Source organism: Bradyrhizobium sp. USDA 4541, assembly GCF_024171085.1.
In the GTDB taxonomy this organism is placed as follows: Bacteria; Pseudomonadota; Alphaproteobacteria; order Rhizobiales; family Xanthobacteraceae; genus Bradyrhizobium; species Bradyrhizobium australafricanum.
Map to the genome: position 1 here is coordinate 5096767 of NZ_JALJZF010000001.1, position 24688 is coordinate 5121454.

Annotated in this window: 18 protein-coding genes; 11 read left to right on the top strand and 7 right to left on the bottom strand. The window is 63.6% G+C overall.

Annotation, left to right across the window (positions count from 1 at the left end):
- Positions 1-1321 precede the first annotated feature (1321 nt).
- Positions 1322-1999 carry a hypothetical protein gene (locus J2R80_RS24035; RefSeq protein ID WP_143271051.1) on the bottom strand — a complete coding sequence of 226 codons (678 nt, stop codon included), beginning with the start codon at positions 1997-1999 and terminating at the stop codon, positions 1322-1324.
- A gap of 88 nt (positions 2000-2087) precedes the next feature.
- On the opposite strand from J2R80_RS24035, the gene J2R80_RS24040 reads away from it, so the two are divergent.
- The 4 genes from J2R80_RS24040 (at position 2088) to plsY (ending at position 7189) form a co-directional block, all read left to right on the top strand.
- Entirely contained in the window at positions 2088-3239 is a 1152-nt protein-coding gene (locus J2R80_RS24040; RefSeq protein WP_225160268.1) for a zinc-binding dehydrogenase, read from the top strand.
- A 119-nt stretch (positions 3240-3358) separates the two neighbouring features.
- Positions 3359-5302, top strand: coding sequence for a patatin-like phospholipase family protein (locus J2R80_RS24045; RefSeq protein WP_253639512.1), 1944 nt, complete (start codon positions 3359-3361; stop codon positions 5300-5302).
- 58 nt (positions 5303-5360) lie between these two features.
- Positions 5361-6500: an amidohydrolase/deacetylase family metallohydrolase gene (locus J2R80_RS24050; RefSeq protein WP_076830122.1), complete on the top strand. Its 1140-nt coding sequence runs from the start codon at positions 5361-5363 to the stop codon at positions 6498-6500.
- 35 nt (positions 6501-6535) lie between these two features.
- Positions 6536-7189: a glycerol-3-phosphate 1-O-acyltransferase PlsY gene (gene plsY / locus J2R80_RS24055; protein ID WP_076830239.1), complete on the top strand. Its 654-nt coding sequence runs from the start codon at positions 6536-6538 to the stop codon at positions 7187-7189.
- A 296-nt stretch (positions 7190-7485) separates the two neighbouring features.
- On the opposite strand, the gene J2R80_RS24060 is transcribed toward plsY, so the two are convergent.
- The 4 genes from J2R80_RS24060 to J2R80_RS24075 all read right to left on the bottom strand — a co-directional run bounded on the left by J2R80_RS24060 (position 7486) and on the right by J2R80_RS24075 (position 12177).
- Positions 7486-8679, bottom strand: a complete 1194-nt coding sequence (locus tag J2R80_RS24060; RefSeq protein WP_076831683.1) for an aspartate kinase — start codon at positions 8677-8679, stop codon at positions 7486-7488.
- Positions 8680-8718: 39 nt separating this feature from the next.
- The gene (locus J2R80_RS24065; protein WP_244558926.1) at positions 8719-10017 is read right to left on the bottom strand and encodes a peptidase M15; all 1299 of its coding nucleotides are present in this window, start codon (positions 10015-10017) and stop codon (positions 8719-8721) included.
- Between the two features lie 276 nt (positions 10018-10293).
- Complete coding sequence (locus J2R80_RS24070; protein ID WP_309143771.1) at positions 10294-11697, bottom strand: alpha/beta fold hydrolase; 1404 nt, start codon at positions 11695-11697, stop codon at positions 10294-10296.
- A 246-nt stretch (positions 11698-11943) separates the two neighbouring features.
- Positions 11944-12177, bottom strand: a complete 234-nt coding sequence (locus J2R80_RS24075; RefSeq protein ID WP_076831674.1) for a DUF1127 domain-containing protein — start codon at positions 12175-12177, stop codon at positions 11944-11946.
- A gap of 138 nt (positions 12178-12315) precedes the next feature.
- Here J2R80_RS24075 and J2R80_RS24080 point away from each other — a divergent pair, with 138 nt between their 5' ends.
- Together J2R80_RS24080 and J2R80_RS24085 are read left to right on the top strand one after the other, a co-directional pair.
- Positions 12316-13878 carry a winged helix-turn-helix domain-containing protein gene (locus J2R80_RS24080; protein ID WP_253639513.1) on the top strand — a complete coding sequence of 521 codons (1563 nt, stop codon included), beginning with the start codon at positions 12316-12318 and terminating at the stop codon, positions 13876-13878.
- 640 nt (positions 13879-14518) lie between these two features.
- Positions 14519-15871, top strand: coding sequence for an ISNCY family transposase (locus tag J2R80_RS24085; protein WP_253639514.1), 1353 nt, complete (start codon positions 14519-14521; stop codon positions 15869-15871).
- 227 nt (positions 15872-16098) lie between these two features.
- Here J2R80_RS24085 and J2R80_RS24090 read toward each other — a convergent pair whose 3' ends face one another.
- On the bottom strand, positions 16099-17709 hold the full coding sequence (locus J2R80_RS24090) for an ABC transporter substrate-binding protein (protein ID WP_375162607.1): 1611 nt from the start codon (positions 17707-17709) through the stop codon (positions 16099-16101).
- 332 nt (positions 17710-18041) lie between these two features.
- On the opposite strand from J2R80_RS24090, the gene J2R80_RS24095 reads away from it, so the two are divergent.
- The 5 genes from J2R80_RS24095 (at position 18042) to coaA (ending at position 23511) form a co-directional block, all read left to right on the top strand.
- Positions 18042-18500 (top strand): hypothetical protein, encoded by a 459-nt coding sequence (locus J2R80_RS24095; protein ID WP_253639515.1) that lies wholly within the window; start codon positions 18042-18044, stop codon positions 18498-18500.
- A gap of 250 nt (positions 18501-18750) precedes the next feature.
- Positions 18751-19611, top strand: coding sequence for a xanthine dehydrogenase family protein subunit M (locus J2R80_RS24100; RefSeq protein ID WP_141341576.1), 861 nt, complete (start codon positions 18751-18753; stop codon positions 19609-19611).
- A 4-nt stretch (positions 19612-19615) separates the two neighbouring features.
- Positions 19616-20098 (top strand): (2Fe-2S)-binding protein, encoded by a 483-nt coding sequence (locus tag J2R80_RS24105; protein WP_225160258.1) that lies wholly within the window; start codon positions 19616-19618, stop codon positions 20096-20098.
- Positions 20095-22353 carry a xanthine dehydrogenase family protein molybdopterin-binding subunit gene (locus tag J2R80_RS24110; protein ID WP_253639516.1) on the top strand — a complete coding sequence of 753 codons (2259 nt, stop codon included), beginning with the start codon at positions 20095-20097 and terminating at the stop codon, positions 22351-22353. Before J2R80_RS24105 ends, J2R80_RS24110 begins: the two co-directional genes overlap by 4 nt.
- Before the next feature lie 225 nt (positions 22354-22578).
- Positions 22579-23511, top strand: coding sequence for a type I pantothenate kinase (coaA, locus tag J2R80_RS24115; RefSeq protein WP_076831663.1), 933 nt, complete (start codon positions 22579-22581; stop codon positions 23509-23511).
- A gap of 120 nt (positions 23512-23631) precedes the next feature.
- On the opposite strand, the gene J2R80_RS24120 is transcribed toward coaA, so the two are convergent.
- On the bottom strand, positions 23632-24576 hold the full coding sequence (locus J2R80_RS24120; protein WP_253639517.1) for an ornithine cyclodeaminase family protein: 945 nt from the start codon (positions 24574-24576) through the stop codon (positions 23632-23634).
- Positions 24577-24688 lie beyond the last annotated feature (112 nt).

A 24688-nucleotide genomic window follows, 5' to 3' on the forward strand; every position in this document is an offset into this window, starting at 1 on the left:
GGACTGCGTCCGGTGTTCGTCGTGGGGATCTCATGCACGAGGCAGGAGACCAGAGCTTTCGCTTTCGAAAGGACTTCGTTTCCGAAAGGACTTTCGTTCTCGAAAGGACTTGGGCTTACCAAACCAAGTCTGCCTTTTCCGACGCGGCGTATATAGCTGCGTGGCGTTCGATCCGCAACGGAAGATGCGCGGCTGCGGATTACTGGAACAATGCGCGGCCGCGATGTCGCGGCGCGACTGTATCGGCGTTGCCTGGTTCGTCGACGCGGCGCGCGCCCGGGCGGGGCGCAAGATCGTCCGGCGTCTTGATGTTGCTCGCGAGTCCTGCGGCTTCGAATGCCTTGATCAACCACCAGCCGAGGTCGATCTGACCCGGCAGCAGCCCGAGCTTCGCGGAGCCGGGATAGGCGTGGTGATTGTTGTGCCAGCTTTCGCCCATGCTGATCAGGCCCGCGATGCCGACATTGTAGCCCTGGGCCGCGACGCCTTCGATGATCCAGGTCTGTCCGCCCTTGCGATGCGAGTAATGACCGATCAGCCAGTGACCGGTTGACGCAGACGGCGACGCGGACGCAGATGCCCCAGACCAGCCAGCTCCACGAGCCGATCGCGAGGAACAGGATCGCCCAGGGCAATTGCTGCCACATCCAGGTTCGCTCGACGAAGGCGTAGAAGGGGTCATCGGCGAGCCGCCGTTCGAGCCGGAATTCGGGCGGGTGTTTCAGCACCAGCGTGCAGTGCAGTTGCCACCACGCGTCGCGCCAGAAACCGGCGCGGTGGCAGGAGTAGTCGTGACACGCCGTCTGGCGCTGCGCCCAGTCGCGGAAATCGTGCAGCCGCACCATGCCGTAGGGGCCGGCCATCCCGACCAGCGTGCCGAGATAGACGCAGAGCCGCTCCAGCCACAGCGGACAGTCGAAGCTCGCATGGATCAGGCGGCGGTGCATGCCGACCGAATGCCCGAAGCACAGCGTGATCGCGCTGGTGACGATGAATAATGCGAACGCGCTCCACGTGAACAGCAGCGGCCCGAGGACGATCGCGACCGCGGTCATGCCGCCAAGCCACAGCGACTTCGCCGGCGCCCATCGCACGCGCCCGTCCAGCGGATCGGTGCTGGCGTCCACGGAGATTCGCTCCGAGCCGGGTTGCGGCTTCATCCCGTCACCTGAGGTTGCATCGCAGGTTGCGGTGAAGCGATCGTCGCTGTCAATCGGCCGCGCACGTCCGTCATGTCGCAGCCCATATTGGCGTCTGCGGCGGATTCACCTAGGTGACGGCGCCCGGCGGATACGGGGTGTGCGGAAGCGGCGCGGTGAGGTTATTTGGCCTCGGCGTCCATTTCCGGTTCGACAGCCGTTTCCGGTTCGACTGCCACCGCTGGTGGTTCAACAGCCACGGCTTTCAGCATCTTTCGTTTCGCCGCGCGGACCTCAATCTGCAGCGGCGGCTGATAGGATTCGCTTGGCGGCACGAAGACGAAGGCATGGTGTCCATCGCCCTTGTTGAGCTTGAGAAGATCGTTGCGGAACTGATCGGCGACGACTTCGCCAACGAGATTGCCGTTGAAGTAGATATCGATCGCGACCCTCTTGTCGGGGTGTTGGTTGTACAGCGCCCAGCCAGAAATCCTTTTTTCGTTGACGACGTCGACATGGCCGGTGATCTCGCCATACAGACTCTCGATGCCGGCCTCGATCACCTCGAGGTCGCTCCTGTAGATCGATCTCGTCACATCGAAGCTGAAATTCGCCGTATCGACGCATTGGTCCAGCAAGCCCTGTCGATGCTCCTTCATCCGTTGCAGCGTGTCCAGTTCGCCCAACTTGACGTACATGCCGACGATACCTTCGATACCAGGATTCATGGTGTCATTCCCCGCAATGCTACCAGCCAATTCGCCCTCGGCTGCTTTCACAATCGATGCCTCCTTGCGGAAAATACTCCGCCAGGACGAGAAGCGCCTCGTTCCGCCAAGGTCTGTCATCAAGACCTTCATGACAGGCCTTCATGACATCCCAATCGTCCTGACTTAAAGTCGGCTCGGCCGAACCCGGCCCAACGACAAGGACAGGGAGAGCGAACCGATGGAGCAGATCCGCGTCTGCACGCATGATGGACCTGGAGCCAAGCCGGTAATCCGGACAGTGCCATGGCCGGAAATCGGCAAAAAGGCGGCCTTGATCAAGGTGGGTGCCTGTGGCGTTTGCGGAACCGATCTGCACATCCTGAAGGGACATTGGCCGAAGCCGTTGCCGTGGCCGTTCACGCTCGGCCATGAGCTCGGCGGCGTGATCGTGGAATGCGGCGCGGAGTTCACCGAGGATTTCATGAGCAAGCCGCTGCAGGTGGGATCGAAGGTGATGATCCCGCCCTTGATGCCGTGCGGCCGCTGCTACTACTGCATCCATTATCCCGAGAGCGCCAACAAATGCCTGACGCCGGTCTATTACGGCCGCTATCTCGGTTTCGACAAGGCGCCGCACATGTGGGGCGGCTGGGCTGAATATGTCTATGTCGATCTCGACATGCTGCCCGGCACCAAGATCTACAAATTGCCCGACGACATGTCGCTGCGGCTCGGCGCGCTCTCCGAGCCTCTGACCTCCTGCATCCGCGCCTTCAACCGCGCCACCCGCGCCGGCGGCTTCAGCTGGGGCGACACCGTGGTGATCCAGGGCTCCGGGCCGATCGGCATCCTCGCGGTCGCCGCCGCGCAGGAAATGGGCGCGGGGCGCGTGATCTGCGTCGGCGCGCCGGAGGCGCCGCGCCTTGCGCTGGCGCGCAAGTTCGGCGCCGAGGCGACCGTCGATATCGAGCAGCTCAAGACGCCGGAGCAGCGCATCAAGGCGGTGCGTGATATCGTCGGCGGTTTCGGCGCCGACCTCGTCATGGACTGCTCGGGCCACCCGACCGCCGGCCCCGAGGGCATCGAGATGCTGCGCGACGGCGGCACCTATGTCGAGATGGGGCAGTTCACCGATGCCGGCTCGATCAACACCTCGTGGCACCGCATCTGCACCAAGGATCTCAACGTGCTCGGCTCCTGGGGCTTTACCGGCAACGACCTGCCGCTCGGCGTCGACATGCTCTACCGCACGCGCAACAAATATCCCTGGCTCGACATGCAGACGATCTATCCGTTCACCGAGGACGGCGTCGCCCGCGCGGTTGCCGACGCAATGGCGATGAAGACGGTGAAGTCGACCATCGTGCCGTGGCCGGAATTGGTCGGGTGAAGCAGATCGCGGATGCTGCAAATCCTGCTGCAGTGCTCCCAAGGATTTGTGTTCAGGGTGCGGCCGTTTGGGCCCTGATATCGCTCGCCGGGACGATGGCCCGGCGCTAACATCGGATCATGCATTCGAACCGTGTGCCGCCGAGCGCGACGTTTGCGTGGGGAAATGTATCCGAGGACTTCGCGCTGTTCAGAACCCTCAGCGCGGAGCAACGGCTGATCGCCTTTGGCGCAATGACCCGGCGCGACCTTGTGCGCGGCGAGCTGCTGGTCGAGCAGGGCGGCGCCTCCGACGCGCTGTTCCTGGTGCTGCATGGCGCGCTCGCGGTGTACCGGACCAGTCATCCCGAGCCGATCGCGGAACTTCGCGCCGGCGAGCTGGTCGGCGAGATCGGGTTCTTTGCCAACATCCCGCGCACCGCCAATGTGATTGCGATCCGCGACACCAGCGTGCTGGTGTTGACGCGCGCCGCCTATACGACGCTGGCGCGGGAAACGCCCGAGATCGTCGAGGCGCTGCTGGCTGCGCTCGCGCGGCGGTTTGCCACCGAGACCGCGCGCCTGTTGCCGCTCCGGGCGTCGCCGAAGGCGCGCACGGTCGCGCTGATCCCGGGCGGACGGGAACCGGTGCCTGCCGCCTTTGAGCGCAGGCTGCGCGAAGGCCTTGCCGCTGCGGGTGCCGAAATCGTCGACCTCGCGCGGGTCCAGGCGATGTTTCCCGGCCGCGCGCTCGACGCATCCGAGGTCGCCGACTGGCTCAACAGGATCGAGTACGACGCACCGCTGGTGGCCTATTTCGGTGGTCCCGACGCATCGGAGTGGGCGCGGAAAACCATCCGCCAGGCCGACCTTGTCGTGCTCGCCTGCCGTGGCCATGCGCCGACGCCCGATCTGACCGAGATCGAACGCTTCGCCTGCGCCGTGCATCCGGCGTCGACGCGGCGCCTCGTCCGGGTTCATGACGTCAGGCGCCACGAGGTCAGCGGCACCGCGGCGTGGCTGGCGCGGCTGCCCTGCTTCATGCATCATCACGTCGCGCTCGAGGACCAGCTCGACATCGACAGCCTGGTTCGCTTCCTGTGCGGTCGCGCCGTCGGATTTGTCGCCGGCGGCGGCGGCAGCCTCGGCACGGCGCATGTCGGCGTCTACAAGGCGTTTCGCGAGCGCGGCGCGATGTTCGACATCTTTGTCGGCACCAGCGTCGGCTCGGCGATGGCGGCGGGCTTTGCCAAGAACTACGACGCCGAGCATCTCGAGCGCGGCACGCATGAGATCTTCGTCTCCAGCCGCAGCTTCCGCCGCCCGACCTGGCCGCGCTACGCCTTGCTGGACCACAAGGCGTTCGATGCCGCGCTCGCCGATCAGTACGGCCACAATTGCCGGATCGAGGACTGCTGGCGGCCGTTCGCGGCGGTCGCGACCAATCTGTCGACGCACAGTCTCGAATTGATCCGCACCGGTCTGCTGTGGCACGCGGTGCGGGCGTCGAGCGCCATCCCCGGTCTGCTGCCGCCGTTCTATACAAAGGACGGCTCGATGCTGGTCGACGGATGCCTCGTCGACAACGTTCCGCTGGCGCAGATGCACCAGATGAAGAGCGGACCGAATCTGGTGGTCCATTTCGGCGACCCGGCAACCGAGATGTTCGACGTCGACTATGCCGCGCTGCCGGGGCGACTTGAGCTGCTTGCGTCGCTGCTGACGCCGTTCCGCAAGAAATTGCTTCCGGCCGCGCCGAGCGCCGTCAACGTGCTGTGGCGAAGCCTCGTTGCGCATCAGCGCTATGATACGCTGCCGACCACGCCGCTCGACATGGTGATGCGTCCCCCGACGCCCGACGGCATCGACGTCACCGATTTCGACCGCCATCAGGAAATCTTCGAATCCTCGTACCGCTGGGCCCGCGAGACCATTGCTGCCTCGGAGGCGGCGCATAATCCCGCCATTGCGGCCATCGTCGCGTCGGCCAACGAAGCGGACAAGGGATCGGACATGGTCGCCGACGAGGGCGCGGATCGCGCGACAGCGACCGCGCCGGTTTCTGAGCAGGCCCGAGTCGGTTGAGCGGCTTGCGGGCGCCGGCGAAGTCGACCATCGTGCCGGACCGAATCCGGAGAACACGATGCCTTTCGATTTGATCCTGCGCGGCGGACGGGTGATCGACCCGTCGCAGAAACTCGATGCCGTGACCGATGTCGGCTTTGCCGCGGGCAAGGTCGCTGCGCTCGGCCGTGAGTTGCAAGCCGATCCCGCCACCGAGGTCCGCGACGTCTCGGGGCTGATCGTCTCACCGGGCATCATCGACCTGCACACTCATGTCTATTGGGGCGGCACCTCGCTCGGCATCGATGCGGAGGAGTTTTGCCGCAACTCCGGCGTCACCACCTCGGTCGACACCGGCAGCGCCGGCCCCGGCAACTTTGCCGGCTTCCGCAAGCATGTGATCGAGCCGAGCCAGGTCCGTATCCTCGCCTATCTGCACGTCTCGCACGCCGGCATCTTCGGCTTCTCGGATCGCGTGATGGTCGGCGAGAGCGAGGAGCTGCGGCTGATGAATCCAATCGATGCGGCGCGCGTCGCCGACGAGAACCGCGACCTGATCGTCGGCATCAAGGTGCGGGTCGGCCTGTTCGCCTCGGGCACCTCGGGGCTGGTGCCGCTCGAGATCGCGCTCGAAGTTGCCGAGCAGGTCGGCATGCCCCTGATGGCGCATATCGACCATCCGCCGCCGAGCTATGAGGAGGTGCTCGCGCGCCTGCGTCCGGGCGACGTGCTGACCCATGCGTTCCGTCCGTTCCCCAACACGCCCGCGACCGCGCAGGGCACGGTGAAGAAGGTCGTCCTGGAGGCGCGCGAGCGCGGCGTGCTGTTCGACATCGGCCATGGCAAGGGCTCGTTCGCCTTCAGGACGGCGCGCGCGATGCTCGCCAACGGCTTCTATCCCGACACCATCTCCTCCGACATCCATCAGCTCTGCATCGACGGCCCGGCATTCGACCAGGTGACGACGATGTCGAAATTCCTCTGCATGGGGATGCCGCTGCCGGACGTGATCGCGGCGTCCACCGTCAATGCCGCGATGGCATTGCGGCGGCCCGAGCTCGGCAGCCTCAAGCCGGGCAGCGTCGGCGACGCCACGCTGCTCTTGGTCCGGCAGGGGACGTTCGACTATGTCGATGTGGTCGGCGAGCACCTGACCGGCGATCGCAAGATCGCATCCGAAGGCGTCGTGATCGGCGGACGCTGGTGGCATCCGCGTTAGGATTGATCGCCGCCGCGGGCATCGAGGTGACTGGCATGATCTTCTGGATCGCGGGTGTGGCTGGACTGGCGATCGCCTATCTGCTCGGTTCGACGCCGACGGGGTATCTGGCGGGGAAGCTGCTGAGGGGCATCGATATCCGCCAGCATGGCTCCAAATCCACCGGGGCAACGAACGTATTGCGAACCCTGGGGAAGTGGCCCGCGTTGGCGGTGCTCCTTGTCGACGTGCTGAAAGGCGTAGCGGCAATCCTGTTCGCCCGCTGGTTTTATCCCTGGTTGTACACCTTGCCATCCGTCACGCCGCCGGCAGCGCTTGATCCGCAAACCTGCGTGTCCTGGGCTGTCTGCCTGGCCGGGCTTGCCGTGTTGCTAGGGCACGGCCGTTCGATCTGGCTGAATTTCACCGGCGGCAAATCCGCTGCGACCGGGCTCGGCGTGTTGCTGGCGATGTCCTGGCCGGTAGGCCTCGGCGCTGCGGCGGCCTTTGGCGCTGTGGTGGCTGTCTTTCGGATTGTCTCCCTCGGCTCGATGCTGGCGGCATTGACGGCGATCGTCCTCGTCTGCGGCCTGGAGCAACCGTTGCCCTATCGCTTGCTGGTGATCGCAGGCGGCATCTACGTGATCGTGCGCCATCGTGCCAACATTCAGCGGCTGCTGGCCGGCACGGAGGCGCGGCTCGGGCATTGATAAGTGGTTCGGATTTCCTCAGGGAAGGCCGGTCGATCAATCCGATGATCCGGCCTCGAGCGCTCCGGAGCGAAGCCGGTACCGGTTCGCGTTAAGAAAACACGTCAAAACAAGAGTCTAGAGCCCCGTTCCGATTCAATCGGAACGGGGAAGGCTCTAGTCGGCGACGACCGGCCCGAAAGGCTGCCATCGCTCACCGGTGAAGCGCATCATCCGGAACTCCTTCACCACGCGATAGTCGGCGCGGCTGGTATTGATGGCGAGGCCGGGCAATGTCGTCCCTTGCCAAATTTCAACTAGATCAGCGAATGCAGAGCCATGACCGCGGCCTCTCGGCTCTCCATCGGAACAAAGAAGCTTACCGAATGCGATGACAAAACATACTTGTCGGCGATGATTCCGTGGCGTTGCAGAATCTGAACCGCCTTGTACGGCAGGTCCGAGGAAATACCGCCGAAGCAAGTGAGGCTCACCGAACTCAGCGTCTCGCGCTGTTTGCGCAGGTCTTTGCTCCGTTCCAGTGTGCGCAGCAACGCGTCGAGTGTCTCAGAATCGCAAGTCATCATGATGCGGGTTTTTTCGGCGGTGAAAGCCGAGGCGAGGAGTTGCGGCCAAGGCAAGCCATTTTGCTGGAGATGCTGCGCGAACTTCTCAAAGCCTTGATTGAGGTCCGCCGAATCGATCTCCACATGCTCGATGCGAGCCATCGAGTTGACGGCCAGGACTTTTCCGTTCTCCATGTCTGCGACCTCCTTCATCACTTGCGTGCTGTGTCGCGCGCCGCCCCACTTTCTCAGGACCAAAGGCACGTTTTGGCTGTGGGCCAGCTCCACGCTGCGAAAGTGCAGGACCTTGGCGCCCCAGAAGCACATTTCGGACAGGGATGCGAAATCCAGCTGACGCAAGGGCTTTGCGTCCGCGACGATGCGCGGGTCAGCCGAGCAAACTCCGTCGACCTCCTTGATGATCTCGCAGCACTCCGCCTTGAGCGCCGCAGCCATGGCGACCGCGGTGGTATCGCTGCCACCTCGGCCAAGCGTCGTGATTTCCTTGGTCAGCGGGTTCACGCCCTGAAAGCCCGCCAAAACCACGATGCGTCCACGATCGAGTTCTTCGCGCACGCGAATGGGCCGCACGTCCAGAATGCGTGCGGAGGAATGGGACCCGTCGGTCATGACACCGGCCTGACTGCCGGTAAAGCTGATCGCCGGCACGCCGAGATCAGACAGCGCCATGCTCATCAAGGACATGCTGATGCGCTCGCCGGTGGTCAAGAGCATATCGAGTTCGCGGCGATTGGGGTGCGGGCTGACCTGATAGGCCATCCTGACGAGTTCATCGGTGGTCTTGCCCATCGCTGAAACGATCGCCACGACACGATGACCACGGCCATGCAAATCGGCGACACTGCTCGCGGCCGCGCGGATTCTTGCCGGTGTTTCGAGACAGACGCCTCCGTATTTTTGCACGATGATGGGATTGCTAGGCATTGTTGCCCGCGTCGTGTTGGAAGGCGCAGCTGAACCCGATCAGATCGTTCTCCCCTTCGACGCCTTTGCGGTCTTTGATCGTTTTGCCACGACCCGCACAGCGCCCCGGTCGCGCTTCTTGCGATCCGCTTCCGCGTGCTGAGCTTTCGTCCCGCCGCGGTGAGCGGCGTATTCCTTGCCGTCGATCGGCGCGACATGTGGTGGATCTCGATCGAGATACGGTCGCCCGATTCCAAAATCCGGTCCACGCGCATCGATCCATTTCCAAAGGGCCTCGGTGGAGACCCAACGCTCCGCCCGCGTCGCGCCTCTGACGCTCACGACATCGACGGCAAGCCCGTGGCCATAGCCGCCGCGGAAGCTCCCGCCATGGTATGACTTGTCGGACGCCGCCTTCAGGCCGCTCGCGATCGATTGACGGTAGTCATCGCGGAACGCGCTGGTGATGCCAGGCGCCAACCCGGCCTGCTCCGCCGCGTAGAGCGCGTGAAACAGCTTGAGTTTGAAGCTCCGATCCACCCCTCCAATCACGTAGTCGATCATCGGCATGCCCATTCGCTCCGCCGCCTTCGGATCCTTCCACGTGAAATCGTTATCGACGCGCCTGGTGAACGTCCTGGTGACAGTCACCGTCTTGCGCTTCTTCTTGACGGTCACTTTCCGCTGCTCTTGTACGCTGATGGTGTCTTGCTTCGGCGTCCGCTGGTAGAGCGCCCACAGGTACCGGTCGATGCAGACATCGACGACGAGGCACTCCTCGAAAATATCCAGGGGTCTCGCGGCCTCCTCGGTGTCACCAGACACTGGAGGCGGGCTCGCCGTCGCCGCTTGCACCGGCGATGTTTCGACCGGCAGCGTCTGCGACGAATCCGGCAAGGCAGCCACGACGATTGACTTCGGCTCGCTCGAGGTTGCTGTCGCATCAGGGGGCGTCGCCGGCACCGATTCAACCGCCATCGCCGCATCGGCGTTGGCGACAGCGTTACCCATGACGCCTGCCTGCGGCGGGGCCATCGTGTCGGACGCCGGCCCCGTTAGGGGTTCTGCAGCCATCGCTGCTTCAGCATTCACTTTGCTGACGTTGTCGACTGCCGTGGCCTGTCGCGTATCAGCCAGTTCGGCGTTGGCGGCGAGAGATGGTGCGAGGTCCTCGATGGACACTGCGCCGCTGTTCCCGATGCCGGCAGAGCCGGCAAGCCAGGCAAGGAGCCAACCTGCGAGAACGACCGTCCCGCACAACTCCGGAGTCGCAATTCGCCGCGGGTTCATCACCCCGTAGCCTCCAAAGGCTCGATCCGAGCCCTGTTGCACCGCCCAGCACGCGACGGCATCGATCATTCGGATCAAAATGGAAATGCGCAATGGGCGGAAGCCGTAGGCGCTACGCTTTTCCAGAAAGTGTTGCCCGACCGCAACGCGCGGCCGCGAGCAACCCGGCACGGCGCGTGCTGCTGCGTTCGGTGATTCACCTGCGCTCGAGCTTTGATTCCCATTTTGGGTCAAAAGCCGCCCATAGCGACCGAGCCGGGTGACTTCCGGTTCACCTCGAAGAGCCGACGTTCGCGATCGTCATGCAGACCGTCAGCTATGCGCCAAAACCGGAAGTGCTCGCATTCACCCCATTTCTAAAAATTGCCTTACCTCCTCGAGAAATTGGGCCATTCCGGGATCGTTTTCCAACAGTACGTGATTTTTGCCAGGGAGAGATACAAACCTCGAACCAGGAATAGCTGCGGCTAGGCGGCGGCCTTCTTCTATGGGCTGCATAATTTCTTCTCGGCCATGTAAGACGAGCGTGGGTACAGAAACTTCGGGCAATAGCTCAGTAATGTCGAAATTGCTCACTGTCTCGTAGTAGCGAACAGCGTTCTCTGGCGAGGTAGATTTTCGCTGCATGATGTTGAAGGCGGCTGCCTGTTCAACGGTCGCTGTCGGAGCGAGCTGTGATGTCAGCAATTGTCTGAAAGTTGGCTCATCTGAATTCCAACCCACTCGTATTAACGTTCTAGTGGCATTGTAGCGATCGAGGTCTGCTTCGGTCACGGATGGCCGCTTGCAGCGTCCGGTAGCGAAACCTCCATAGAGGATCAACTTTGATACACGGTTTGGGTAGCGGTTTGCGAAAGCCACACTGACCGCGCAGCCTTGTGAATAGCCGAAGAGTGGAAAACGTTCCAACCCGGACGCATCAACAACAGCTTTTAGATCAATCACCCAAGCATCAAGCGACATTTCACTTACGTCCCAATCGGACAAGCCGCTTCCTCGTGCGTCGTAGCGAACAAGAGTGTTTCGCCTCGCAAGCTCTACCAGCATGTGGCGGTAAATTGGCAATTCCCAATCGAGCTCCAGATGGCTAAGCCAGTTTGCGGTTTTTACCAAAGGCGGCCCGGTCCCAACTCGCGAGTAAGCCAGTCGCACACCGTCAATTGATCTACAATATTGTACCTGCTGGGCCGAGGGGACGCTCCGACTAGCGTCGACCGCCTCGTTAAGTACGGCAAAATAGATGTCCACCGGTCGCTCAATATTTTTCAGTTTTTGCAGACCCCGCGACGCAAAAGAGACATCGATCTTGCGATCCACCTGATCATAGACGACAGCTGATACGCAAATTCCACCAGGGTCACAAATACCTTCCAATCGCGCGGCGATGTTTACACCGTCCCCGAAAATGTCGTTGTCATCGAATATGATGTCACCAACGTGGATGCCTATACGAAATTCGATACGCCGATCCTGTGGCCCATTAGGATTATGCTCAGCCATGCTACGTTGGATTTCAACTGCACTGCGGATCGCATCGACTGAGCTGCCAAACTCAACCAACATACCGTCGCCGGTCGTCTTGACGATACGGCCTCGGTGAGAAGCTATAGACGGATCAACGATCACTTTTCTGACGGTCTTTAAGCCGGCGAGCGTCCCTTCCTCGTCAATTCCCATCAGGCGGCTGTACCCAGCAACATCCGCCGCCAGCACGGCCGCCAGCCGTCGTTCCATCCGTTCGCCCGTCAAGGACTTGCTCCCAGATTGGTGATTTCGGCATCAAAGCATATTGGGTTGGCGTCGGGCTAGGTCCCATATCGGCTGTGGGTCAAAAGCCGTCCACGGCGGCCGAGCCAAGGGACTTCCGGTTACTCTCGAAGAGCCGACCTTCCCGGTGGTCATGCAGACCGTCAGCTTAGGGGCCAAAAGCCGACTTCATCGACTTTCCCCGGCAGATCTAAGGCAGCATCGCCCCGTCCGGCCAAACTAGGGCAGCTATAATGTGAAACGCGGATCGGCTGAGAGCGCCGATCGGGCGACGTAGTCGAGTTCGCCCCGTGCAATCCCGATATCCATCAACTCTCTGTCGCTCAGATCGTCCAGCGCAGCACGCAGCCTCTCGCGTTTGCGCCACTCACGAAATGCATTCCAATATGCCTCGAGGGGACTGTAAAACTGCCGCCTTGCCGTTGCTGGTCCAAACTCACTGGTTCCGTGGATGGTGCTCATTGGAATGTCCAGGTTCGTCTATTTCTGCCAAGCGAGATTGCGGGCACATCCCCTGGCGCGCTTAACAGTTGGCTTACATTTCCCTTACGGGCAGCTTATTCTTGGGGTTTCAGAGGTGGCCGCGAGAGGGAATGCAGCTTGCGTTTTCTTTTTGAGGATTACGCATTGGATACCGACAGGCGCGAACTGCAGCGCGCAACGGAAGAGGTCGTTGTCGCACCCCAAGTATTCGACCTGATTGAATACCTGATCCGGAACAGGGAGCGCGTCGTCAGCAAAGACGACCTCGTCGGCGCCGTTTGGAAGGGTCGCGTCGTCTCGGATGCCGCGCTAACGACTCGCCTGAACGCCGCCCGGAGCGCAATCGGCGACACGGGCGAGAAACAGCACTTGATCAAAACATTGCCGCGCAAAGGTTTCCGCTTCGTTGGCGCAGTGAAGGAAGACCGGAGGCCCGCAAATGAGACGATTGGCCCAATTGAGCGAACCGGCGAAGCGCCGCCGCGCCTATCCATCGTCGTGCTACCCTTCGCGAACCTGAGCGGTGATCGTGAGCAGGACTATTTCGCGGACGGTATAACCGAGAGTCTGACCACGGACCTGTCGCGCATCGGTGGTTCATTCGTAATGGCACAGAACAGCGCCGTCTCATACAAGGGCAGAGCTGTCGATGTCCGCCAAGTCGGCCGCGAATTGAATGTTCGCTACGTGCTCGAAGGCTCAGTGCAACGCAGCGGCAAGCGACTTCGGATGAATGTTCAGCTGATCGATGCCAGGAGCGGCCAGCATCTTTGGGCCGATCGCTTCGAGAAGCCTGTCGTCGACCTGTTCGATATGCAGGACGAAATCGTGTCGAGGCTCGCCGGTGCATTAGGTGCCCAGCTCATCGAGGCTGAGGCGCGACGAGCCGAGCGTACGCTGCATCCCGATGCGATGGACTTGTACTTCCAGGGTCGGGCCTGGTTCATGAAGGGGATTAGCCTTGAATGCGTGACGCAAGCGCGGGGCTTCTTCGAACGCTCGCTGGAGTTCGATCCCGGCAACGTCGAAGCAATGATTGGCCTGGCAAATGTTGATACGGTAGTTGGAGGTAGCTTTACGACGGATGATGGGCCCGCGCGGCTTGCGGCGGCCGAGGCGATGATGAACAAGGTATTGTCGATTAGGCCGAACAGTGCCTCAGCCCACATGGCTCGGGGTTGGGTCCAGACCTTTACGAACCGGGCCGCCCAAGGCATCCGTGAGTTCGAACATGCGTTGGCGCTGGCTCCGAATTTGGTCCACGCTCATGCTGCCCTTGGTTTCGCCAAATCCTACATAGGTCGCGCTACCGAGACCGAAGGCCATATACTCGAAGCTTTACGGCTCTCTCCTCGCGACGTTTTCGCTTACCAGTGGGCGTGTTTTGCGGGCGTGGCCAAGCTGCTGCTTGGTTCAGACGTCGAAGCCGTCAGTTGGCTGCGACGAAGCACCGAGGCGAACCGTAACTTTCATCTCGCTCATATATCGCTCGCCGCTGCCTTGGCCTTGACCGGCGCGCTCGATGAGGCGCGAACTGCTGCGAGAACGGGACTTGCGCTCAACTCAGGTTTCACCATTCGTCGCTTGCTCGCAGCTCAACAAAGCGACGATCCAATTTACCTTGCCGGGCTGCAGCGCTTGTGTGAAGGCTGGCGCCTCGCTGGCGTGCCGGAAGGGTGATGAGCGCTTCGGGCCGACTTCGGTGCTTTACTGCCCTACGTCGGCTTTGGGCTCAAAGTGCGACATCTGGGCCTTCGGGGCCGGTATCAGTTGTACTCTCGTATCCGGACATCTCCGCGATGGCCCGGAGGTCAGGAACGATGACAGAAGCCGACATCTGAGCTGGCCTTCGGCACGTCTGCGTTGGTTGGCTGGACAATCGAACTACCCACCAAGCGAACGGAAACTCAATTCCTAGTTGCTTTCGAGCTCCTGTAGTTGACAACGGAGTTCGTTGTCGACAGTTGCTGCATAACGGCTGTCACTTTGATACCAGTCGGGAGCAAAGTCGGTGCATCGTAGTCTCATCTCGATCGCCTTGTGGCTATTCTTCTGCATGTCTACTGCAAGGCTGCTTCGAGAAAACGGACTGGAATAGGACGAGCTATCCTTTCGCGTGTGGGAGCGCGCGCTGAACGAGGATAAGACGACGACGCACATGCAAGAGGCGTTTGCGCGATTTCGGAATATTGGAAATGTATCCCTGAGTTGCCCGACGTGTCAAGTTGCCTTGTCGAACGTGTCAGTAGCTCGTGATCTGTCGCCTGTTTGTAGCTCGTGAAGTGTCGTGTTTTCGGTGCTCCGGAACAAGGGGGGCACGATGGGCACGGCATCCATTCACGAGGGTGTACGACGGATGCGGTTTTCAGATTTGCTGGATCGGACGGAGGCGAAGGAACTGACGCAGGAGGCAGCTTCGGAGGTTCTTGGGATCAGTGTTCGGACGTTTCAACGCTGGGCGGAGCGCTATGAGGCGGAGGGCGACGACGGGCTTGTCGACCGCCGGCTGGGGCGTCGTTCGCCACGGCGGGCGCCGGAGGAGGAGCTGGAACGGATGCTTGCGCTGTACCGGGACAAGTACGCGGACTTCACGGTGAAGCACTTCCACGAGCAGATGCAAAAGCGGCACGACTATGTGCTGGGCTATACGGTGACGAAGCTGGCGCTGCACGCGGCAGGGCTGGTGCGGAAGGCACCGAAGCGTTCGGCGCACCGCAAGAAGCGGCCGCGGCGGCCGCTTCGGGGCATGCTGCTGCACCAGGACGGATCGCGCCACGTTTGGATCGAAGGCCTGCCCGCGAGGGACCTGATCGTCACGATGGACGATGCGACCAGCGAGGTCTACTCGATGGTGCTGGTCGAGGAAGAAGGAACGGCCTCGACCTTCCAGGCCCTGCGCGAAGTGATTGGCGAGCATGGCCTGTTCTGCGCGCTCTACACCGACCGCGGCAGCCATTATTTCCTGACCCCAAAAGCTGGCGAGAAGATCTCGAAGACGCAACAAACCCAGGTGGGACGGGCTTTGTCGCATCTTGGGATCGAGCATATCGCAGCCTATTCGCCGCAGGCGCGCGGGCGCTCCGAGCGGGTGTTCGGCACCTTGCAGGACCGGCTGCCGAAGGAGCTGCGGCTTGCCGGGATCACGACGGTTGAGGCTGCCAACGCGTGGCTGAAGGCGCATTACATCCCCGGGCACAACGCCGCGTTTGCGATCAAGCCCGAACAGGAAGGCACGGCATTCGTGGCCGACCGGCATGAGGCCTGGCGCGAGGCGCTGTGCGTGATCGAGGAGCGAACCGTCGCCAACGACAATACCGTTGCATGGAACGGTCGGCGGCTGCAGTTGCCGGAGAGCCGGCTCAGGCCTCACTTCGTCAAGGCTGTGGTGCGCCTCCATGAGTATCCCGATGGCACCGTCAGCGTGTTCCTCGGACCGCATCGATTGGCGAGGTTTGCGCCTGACGGACAGCAGATCAGCCCCGACGCGCCTCAGCCTGGCGGCGTGCTCGGAGCCGTCAAGGACAAGCCCTGGCGGGCGCGCAAGCGCGCGTCCTTGACCGCTCCTGCGCGCGCCGCCGTCGAGAAAGCGCGGGTCGGGACGGAGAAACGGGCTTCAAGTCGAACAAAGAAACTCACCCACAGGGCTAAAACCGCCACAACAGCCGTGGCATGATCAATCAGGGAAAGCCGTCCCCGCCTTCCGGCTCCCCTGCAAATCAGAAACGAAGGCGACAGATCACGAGCTACAAAAACACGACATCTTCACCCGCTACGGACAGTTGCCTTGTCGAACGCCGGCAGCCGCCAGCTCCTTTGCATGGGGTTGTTTTCGATATTTTGGCCGCGCGCAGCTGCGGCGGTCGCTTGGGGGCGAAGGGGGTCTGCGGACAAGCCGATTGCTTATTCGGTCTTGTCGACGTTCCAGAACACCGGCGGCGCCGGGCCTTCCAGCACGCCGGCGAGCGATTTGCGCCAGGCGCTCGGCAAGCGGAACTGGCCGAGCGGGATATAGATCACCTGCTCGTAGGCTTGCTTTTGAATCTCGACCGCGACCTTCTTCTGCTCTTCAGGGGAGGTGGCGCGCGCATAGGCGTCGCGCATCTGCTCGAGCTTGGCGTCTTCGGGCCAGCCGAACCACGCCCGCTTGCCGTTGGCGGCGATCTGGTTGTTGACGATCGGGTTCATCACCTCGGTCGCGCCAGTGAAGGTGAAGAACAGGTTCCAGCCGCCTTCCTTGGGCGGCTTCTGGCTGGCGCGGCGGCTCACTACGGTCTGCCAGTCCGTCACCTGCGCGTCGACGTTGAAGCCGGCCGCGCGCAACAGCTGCGCCGCGACCGTCGGCGGCCCCTTCAGCGTCTGCACGTCGCCGGGGATCATGATCACGACGGGCGTGCCGTCATAGCCCGAGGCGGCGAGCGCCTTCTTCGCCTCGGCCATGCCGTTGCCCTTGATCAGCGCCTCGGCGCCGGCGTCGCTGGCGAGCGGCGTGTCGCAGGCGAAATAGGAGCCGCAGATCTCGTAATATTTCGCGTTGCCGACGGTGGCGTCGAGCACGTCCTTCTGGTTCATCGCCAGGAATGCGGCGCGGCGGACCTTGGCGTTGTCGAATGGCGGGTGCAGGAAATTCATCCGGCCCTCGATCTGGAAGCCGAACTTGTTCAGCACGGCCACGGTGAGGTCGGAGTTCGCCTCGAGCACCGGCAGCAGGTCGACCGACGGCTGTTCCAGGAAGTCGATCTCGCCGGATTGCAGCGCGTTGATCGCGGTCTGCGCGTCGGGCATCGTGACCCATTCGACGCGATCGACCTTCGCGACCTTGCCGCCCGACAGCCAATCCGGCTTGTCCTTGCGCGGCACGTAGTCGGCGTTGCGCTCATAGACGGCCTTCACGCCCGGCTGGAATTCCGCCTGTATGAATTTAAACGGCCCGCAACCGATCTGCTCGGCGATCTGCTTGCCCGGCGCCGTCTCCGCGAGCCGCTTCGGCATCATGAAGGCGACATAGGAGGAAGGCTTTGCCAGCGACTCCAGCACGAGGCCGTACGGCTCCTTGAGCTTGAGCACGATCGTCTTCGGCCCGCTCGCCTCGAGGGAAGCGGTGAATTCGGCCAGCTTCTGCGCCATGCCGTCGACGGCGGTCCAGCGCTTCAGCGAGGCGATGCAGTCCTCCGCGGTGACGGGCGCGCCGTCATGCCATTTCAGGCCGTCGCGCAGCGTGAAGGTGTAGGTGAGCTTGTCGTCCGAGATCGTCCACTCCGCCATTTGCGGGCGGACCTTGAAGCTTGAATCGATGCCGAGCAGCGTGTCGTAGACCATGTAGCCATGGTCGCGGGTGATGTAGGCGGTGGTGAAACCGGGATCGATGATGCGCAGGTCCGAATGCATCACGGCGGTGATGGTCTTGCCCTTGCCCGCGGCAAGGGCGCGTGATGACAGGATGGCAGGCGCCGCGATGGCCGGCGGCACGCCGGCCGCAAGCTTGAGGAGCGTTCTGCGCGAAACTTCGACCATTCGCCGTCTCCCGATCTGTCATTGCGCCGGCATGCTTCACCAATCCGTTGTTGAAAGCAAGCAAGAGCCGCGCCATCGCGTTCGGTCCGGTTGCGAGGTTGCAAAGCCGTGTGCGCTCACTGCTTGAGCACGTCGCCGAGCAGGCGCTGGTTCCGAGCTTCGCCGCGCTCAGCACGTCCCGACGAGGTTGAGGAGGACTTAACCGGCTGCTGACACTTGTATCGCCTGGGTTAGCCGGGGTTGGACACCTTTCCGGTAGCTTGTTTGATGAGTGTTCGGCGGTCGAACCGCCGCGTCCCTTTGAGAGGCAAGACGTTGAGAGGCAAGACGCCATGCGCCGCGGTCTGTTCGTTCTTCTCGTGTTCATCGGCGTGGCGGTGTCCGGTCAGGACGTACGCGCCGCGGAGTTCGGCACGCGATACAGCTACCAGCAGCTGCAGGACCTGACCGCGAAGGGGCCCAAGGGCGAAGCCCTCGCTCTAGGCTATGTGAGCCTCACGCACTCCTTCATCCTGCCCTACAAGATGACGGGCTACTATGCCCTGATGGTCAAGGGCTCCGGCAAAGACCTCAACGGCCGCCCGCTCAACGTTTACCACGAGCTCTCGCAGGAGAAGATCGAGCAGATGCAGCGTGCCGGCGCGCTGCCCAATCCGCTTCCCCCTTACCGGCGCACGATCTTCGAATACATGTTCGGCTACGTGTTGTGGTGGTGCATTCCGGCGGCGCTGCTCGTCATCGGGATGTTCTCGATGCTTGGGATCGGCTCCGGCAAACGCGGTCAGGCCTGACCGATCTGGTTGGCGGCCTCGTCGCGGCGGGTCGCGAGCGCGCCCCAAAGCAAAGGCCGCGCGCCGCCGCCGGCACCGCACAAGTCCGCATCCTGCATAGGAGCCTGCGCTTCCTGCCGCACCTCGCAGGCTGTTCGGACCCCGATCCGCCGTGTAGGCTTGCGGTCTGCCGGCCAGCGATAAGGCCACATCCCGCAAATCCTAAGGGAACAAGCAGTCGAGGGAGACCGAAAGAACCGTCATGACCGATATCCGATACGTAGCACCGCGCACGCTTGACGAAGCGATTGGCGCATTTGCTGCCGCCGGGAGTGCCGCCCGCATTATGGCAGGGGGCACCGACTTATTGGTGCAAATGCGCTCCGGCCTGGTGCGGCCGGGACTGATCGTCGACATCAAGAAGATCGGCGAGATGACCGAAATCAGCGAAACCGCCGATGGCGGTTTCCGCGTGGGTGCCGCCGTCTCCGGCATGGAGCTCGCCGAGCATGCGCGCTTTGGCAAGGTATGGCCCGGCGTGCTCGAGGCCGTGAACCTGATCGGCTCCAAGCAGGTGCAAGGCCGCGCTTCCGCCGGCGGCAATCTCTGCAACGGCTCGCCAGCGGGCGACAGCGTGCCGGCGATGATTGCGGCGGGTGCCGTCGTCACCGTGCAGGGTCCGAACGGCCGGCGGGACATGAAGGTTGAGGATGTGCCGGCCGGACCTGGCCGTACCAACCTCAAGCCGGGCGAGATCCTCGTCAGCTTCACCTTGCCGCCGCGGCCGAAAGGCTCGGGTGACGCGTACCTGCGGATGATCCCGCGCACCGAGATGGACATCGCGGTGGTCGGCATCGGCGTCAGCCTGACCTTGAAGGATCGCGTCTGTACCGCGGCCCGCGTCGGCCTCGGTGCAGTGGCACCGACCGCGCTGCTGGTTGAGCCTGCCGCCCAGGCGCTGATCGGCTCGAAGCTCGACGATGCCGCGCTCGAAGCCGCCGCTGCCGCATGCCGCGCCGCCTGTCGTCCGATCGACGACAAGCGCGGCACCATCGCCTACAGGACCAAAACCGCCGGCGTGCTGCTCAAGCGCACCGCCGCGATCGCCGCACAGCGCGCGGGAGGACACTAGCACCATGGCGAAACTGCACGTCACCACCTCAGTCAATGGCGAGCCGGTCGAATTCCTGTGCGAGCCGTACGAGACCATGCTCGACGCGCTGCGCGGGCAATTGGGGCTCACCGGCTCGAAGGAGGGCTGCGCGTCCGGCGATTGCGGCGCCTGCTCGATCACGCTCGACGGCCGCCTGGTCTGCTCCTGCCTGATGCTCGCGGCTGAGGCCGAGGGCCACGAGATCGGGACCATCGAGGGCATGGCCAGAGGCGAGAAGCTGCATCCGTTGCAGCAGAAGTTCCTCGAGCACGCCGCGCTCCAGTGCGGCATCTGCACCTCTGGCATGCTGGTCGCCTCCGAGGCGCTGCTCGCCAAAAATTCCAACCCGACCGAAGAGGAAGTCCGCTTCTGGCTCGCCGGCAATCTCTGCCGGTGCACCGGTTACGACAAGATCGTCCGCGCGGTGATGGAGACCGCTGCCGAAATGCGGGAGGCTCGCCCATGAACGTCGTCAACAACAAATGGATCGGCCAGCGCACCATCCGGCCCGATGGCGTCGACAAGGTGACCGGCCGCGCGGCGTTTGCCGCCGACACCACCATGCCCGGCATGATCTGGGGCAAGGTGCTGCGCAGCCCGCATCCGCACGCCCGCATCAGGTCGATCAACACCGCCAAGGCCGAGGCGCTGCCCGGCGTCAAGGCGGTGGTCACCGCGCGCGACATCGTCGACTTCACGATCGAGAAGGGCGCCGTCGTGCTCGGCATCCAGGACATGCGCTGGATGTGCCGCAACGTGATGGCGCGCGACAAGGCGCTGTTCCCCGGCCATCCCGTCGCCGCCGTCGCCGCGACCACGGAGGCGATCGCGACCGAGGCCTGCAAGCTGATCGAGGTCGACTACGAGGTGCTGCCCTGGGCGATCGAGATCGACGACGCGCTGAAGGCTGATGCGCCGATCCTGCACGAGTTCAACAAATTCGACGGCAAGCCCTCGAACATCATGGGCCGCCTCGAATCCAAGAAGGGCGACATCGCGCAGGGCTTCAAGGATGCTGAAGTCATCATCGAGCGTTCCTTCACCACACGCCCGGTGCATCAGGGCTATATCGAGCCGCATGCCTGCCTGATCTCGGTTGCGGCCGACGGCAAGACCACGATCTGGTCGTCGAGCCAGGGCCAATTCATGGTGCGCGCGATGACCTCGATGCTGACCGGCATCCCGCAGAGCGACATCCGCGCCATCCCCGCCGAGATCGGCGGCGGTTTTGGCGGCAAGACCATCGTCTATCTCGAGCCGCTCGCCACCCTGCTCGCCAAAAAATCCGGCCGCCCGGTGAAGATGGTGATGACCCGCGAGGAGGTGATGCGTGCCACCGGGCCGACCTCGGGCTCGAAGAGCACGGTGAAGATCGGCGCGAAGAAGGACGGCACCATCGTCGCCGCCCATGGCAGCTTCTATCTGCAGGCCGGCGCCTTCCCGGGCTCGCCGATCCGCGGTGCGGTCGGGTGCAGCTTCGCGCCCTATGACATCCCGCATGTGCTGTCGGAGGGGTTCGACGTCTGCTCCAACCGCTCCAAGGTCGCGGCCTATCGCGCGCCCGGCGCGCCGATCGGCGCTTATGCGGTGGAGTGCGTGCTCGACGAGCTTGCCGAGGCGCTCAAGATGGACCCCTTGGCGCTGCGGCTGAAGAACGCGGCGAAGGAAGGCACCAAGGCGGCGCACGGCCCGGTGTTCCCACGCATCGGCTATATCGAGACGCTGGAAGCCGCCAGGAACCATCCGCATTATGCCGCGCCGCTCGGCAAGCTGCAGGGCAGGGGCGTCGCCTCCGGCTTCTGGTTCAATGCCGGCGGTGAATCCTCCGCGCAGGTCAACATCACCGAGGACGGCAACGTCGTCGTCACGACAGGGCACCCCGATATCGGCGGCTCGCGCGCCGGCATCGCCAATATCTGCGCCGAGTTGCTCGGCATCGACTACAAGCGCGTCTCCGTCATCATCGGCGACACCCAGACGGTCGGATTCTCCAACCTCACCGGCGGCAGCCGCGTGCTGTTCGCCTCCTCGATGGTGGTGACGCAGGCCGCCGACAAGGTGATCGCGACCTTGCGCGAGCGCGCGGCGAAGGTCTGGGAGATCGACCCTGAAGCCGTGAAGTGGGAGAACGGCGCCGCGCATCCGGTGAGCCCGAATGCCGGCCAGTTCGAACCGCTGACGCTCGCCGACCTCGCCGAGAAGGCGCCGTCGCAGGGCGGTCCGATCGGCGCCAGCGTGCAGCTCAACACCCAGGGCGCCGAGGGCGGCTTCGGCACCCATATCTGCGACGTCGAGGTCGATGTCGATCTCGGCATCGTCCGCGTCGTTCGCTACACCGCCGTGCAGGATGTCGGCCGCGCCGTGCATCCGAGCTATGTCGAGGGCCAGCTGCAGGGCGGCGTCGCGCAGGGCATCGGCTGGGCGCTGAACGAGGAATACGTCTACAACAAGGACGGCAAGGTCGATAATCCCGGCTTCCTCGATTATCGCATGCCGGTCTGCTCCGACCTGCCGATGCTCGACTGCGCGCTGGTCGAGGTGCCGAACCCGAAGCATCCGCAGGGCGTCAAGGGCGTCGGCGAGGTGCCGCTGGTGCCTGTGATGGCCGCGGTCGCCAACGCCGTCCACAACGCGCTCGGCAAACGCTTCTACAGCCTGCCGATGTCGCCGCCGAAGGTGTCGGAGGCGCTGGACGCACCGACGCAGCAGGCCGCGGAGTAGGGAGCGTAGGGCGGGTTACGCCAACGCAAACCCGCCCTACGGTTCTACTACGGTCGCCGCGTAGCCCGGATGAGCGAAGCGATATCCGGGGGGAGACCGGCCCCGCATGTCGCTGCGCTCATGCGGGCTACTCGTTGCCATCGCCGCCGCAAAGCGCGATTGACGTAACCGGCATTGCCTCGGCAAGATCGATCGGACGCATCAGGCTCACCGTGAACGGCTGAGATGACCCACCCCGACGAGCTGTCAGCCTACATGATCTTCGGCCGCAGCGATTGGGCGGCCTTGCGCGCCAGCACGTCGCTGACGCTCTCGGACGCCGATCTCGCGGCGTTGCGCGGCTTGAACGAGCCGATCAATTCCGCCGAAGTCAGCGACGTGTATCTGCCGCTGACGCGCTTGTTGAACCTGCATTTCGCGGCGGCGCGCAACCTTGCGCACGTCAAGGCGGAGTTTCTCGGCCGCCCGGCACGCCGTTCGCCCTACATCGTTGCATTGGCCGGCAGCGTCGGCGTCGGCAAGAGCACCTTTGCCCGCGTGCTGTGCGCGCTGCTGGCCCGCTGGGCCGATCATCCGCGGGTCGAGCTGGTGACGACCGACGGCTTCCTGCATGCCAACGGCGTTCTCGAAGAGCGCGGGCTGATGCGGCGCAAGGGTTTTCCCGAGAGCTACGACCTGCCGCGCATGCTGCGATTTCTCGCAGCGGCGAAGGCGGGCGAACGCGAGCTCGAGCTGCCGGTCTATTCGCATCTGATCGGCGATATCGTGCCGTCGGAACGCCAGGTCATCCAGCAGCCGGACATCCTGGTCTTCGAGGGCCTCAACGTGCTGCTGGCGCGCGGCACGGCGCCGGTGGTGGTGTCGGATTTCTTCGACTTCTCGATCTATCTCGATGCCGATGAGGCCGACATCCAGTCCTGGTATGTCGAACGCTTCCTCAGGTTGCAGCCGACAGCGTTCCGGAATCCCGCCTCCTATTTCCACCACTACAGGGACCTGCCGCCGGGTGACGCGCGCGAGGTCGCGGAGCGGCTGTGGCGCGAGCATCATCGCGCCAATCTCAGGGAGAACATCTTGCCGACGCGGACGCGGGCCGACGTCGTGCTGCGCAAGCGCGCCGATCACTCGATCGGCGAGGTCTGGCTGCGCGAGACGTAGAAGTAGCCCGGATGAGCGAAGCGATATCCGGGGGAGGCTGATCCCGCATGTTGCGGAGCCCGTCATCGGGCGCGCATTCGTGCGACCCGTTGGCTCATGCGGGCTACAGAACAGTTCCGCTTACCGCAGCTCCTTCCCCAGCTGCGCAAGCACCGTCTCGCAGGTCATCAGATCCAGATGCCCGCCGCCGGCGTTCTTGAAGAAGGTGATGTCGCTATCCGACAGCCGCCCGGCGACCTTGCCGCCGGCGAGGTCGTAGTGGTCGCCGAGCACGTCGCTCTCGGTGATCGCGCCGCTCGCGATCGGTTGCAGGATGTCGCCGACGCCGTCGAAGGCGGATTCGCGGCGGTCGACGAAGATGCGCGAACGCCGCGCCGCCTCGTCGTCGGACTCGCGGGTCTCCGGGGTGAAGCCGCCGACCAGATCGAGATGGGTGCCGGGCCTTAAATTGGCGCCCTTGACCAGCGGCTCGCGCGAGCGGGTGCAGGTGGTGATGATGTCGGCCTCGCGTGTCGCGGCGTCGAGATCGGTGACGGCCTTGGCCGCGATGCCGTCGCCTTCCAGCAGCGCGGCGAGCTCCTGGGCGCGTTCCACCGTCCGGTTCCAGACCCGCACCCGTTTCAGCTGCGGCCGCACGGTGCGGTGGCCGCGCACCAGCCAGCGCGCCATCTCGCCGGCGCCGACCACCAGCAGCGTCTCGGCATCCGGCCGCGCCAGGTGTTTTGCGCCGAGGGCGGAGTCCGCGGCGGTCTTCCAATGGGTGATCTCGGCGGCGTCCATCACCGCGAGCGGACGCCCGTCATTGCCGTCGAACAGCACGCAGACCGCCTGCACCGCCGGCAGCTTGCCGTGGGCGAGGTTGCCGGGAAAGCTGGTGTAGAGCTTGGTCATCATGAAGCGGCCGGCATCGACCGCGCTGCGCGTCACCAACTGCTGGCCCTTGTCGTCGCCGAGATAACCGTCGTGGACCGCGATCTTCGGCCGCCGGTGCGCGGCCTCGATCGCCTCGATCAGGACCGGAAAGCTCAGGACGCGGTTGACCTCGCTGTCGTCGACGATATGCACGTGGTATCTCCTCTGGAGCGCCCCTCGCGCTCTCGCCGGGCGTCCCCCCAAACCTGTGCGGACTGGATAGCGCGTGGGGGCGGCTAGTCAACCGGACATGCACCGCCGGGCG

What these genes read in the sequence shown, in the direction of transcription:
- coaA (WP_076831663.1), top strand. Translation starts at nt 22,579, where the DNA reads ATGACCCACCCCGACGAGCTGTCAGCCTACATGATCTTCGGCCGCAGC.
- J2R80_RS24050 (WP_076830122.1), top strand. Translation starts at nt 5,361, where the DNA reads ATGCCTTTCGATTTGATCCTGCGCGGCGGACGGGTGATCGACCCGTCG.
- J2R80_RS24065 (WP_244558926.1), bottom strand. Translation starts at nt 10,017, where the DNA reads ATGATCGATGCCGTCGCGTGCTGGGCGGTGCAACAGGGCTCGGATCGA.
- J2R80_RS24085 (WP_253639514.1), top strand. Translation starts at nt 14,519, where the DNA reads ATGGGCACGGCATCCATTCACGAGGGTGTACGACGGATGCGGTTTTCA.
- J2R80_RS24090 (WP_375162607.1), bottom strand. Translation starts at nt 17,709, where the DNA reads ATGGTCGAAGTTTCGCGCAGAACGCTCCTCAAGCTTGCGGCCGGCGTG.
- J2R80_RS24095 (WP_253639515.1), top strand. Translation starts at nt 18,042, where the DNA reads ATGCGCCGCGGTCTGTTCGTTCTTCTCGTGTTCATCGGCGTGGCGGTG.
- plsY (WP_076830239.1), top strand. Translation starts at nt 6,536, where the DNA reads ATGATCTTCTGGATCGCGGGTGTGGCTGGACTGGCGATCGCCTATCTG.
- J2R80_RS24040 (WP_225160268.1), top strand. Translation starts at nt 2,088, where the DNA reads ATGGAGCAGATCCGCGTCTGCACGCATGATGGACCTGGAGCCAAGCCG.
- J2R80_RS24060 (WP_076831683.1), bottom strand. Translation starts at nt 8,679, where the DNA reads ATGCCTAGCAATCCCATCATCGTGCAAAAATACGGAGGCGTCTGTCTC.
- J2R80_RS24110 (WP_253639516.1), top strand. Translation starts at nt 20,095, where the DNA reads ATGAACGTCGTCAACAACAAATGGATCGGCCAGCGCACCATCCGGCCC.
- J2R80_RS24105 (WP_225160258.1), top strand. Translation starts at nt 19,616, where the DNA reads ATGGCGAAACTGCACGTCACCACCTCAGTCAATGGCGAGCCGGTCGAA.
- J2R80_RS24075 (WP_076831674.1), bottom strand. Translation starts at nt 12,177, where the DNA reads ATGAGCACCATCCACGGAACCAGTGAGTTTGGACCAGCAACGGCAAGG.
- J2R80_RS24045 (WP_253639512.1), top strand. Translation starts at nt 3,359, where the DNA reads ATGCATTCGAACCGTGTGCCGCCGAGCGCGACGTTTGCGTGGGGAAAT.
- J2R80_RS24035 (WP_143271051.1), bottom strand. Translation starts at nt 1,999, where the DNA reads ATGAAGGTCTTGATGACAGACCTTGGCGGAACGAGGCGCTTCTCGTCC.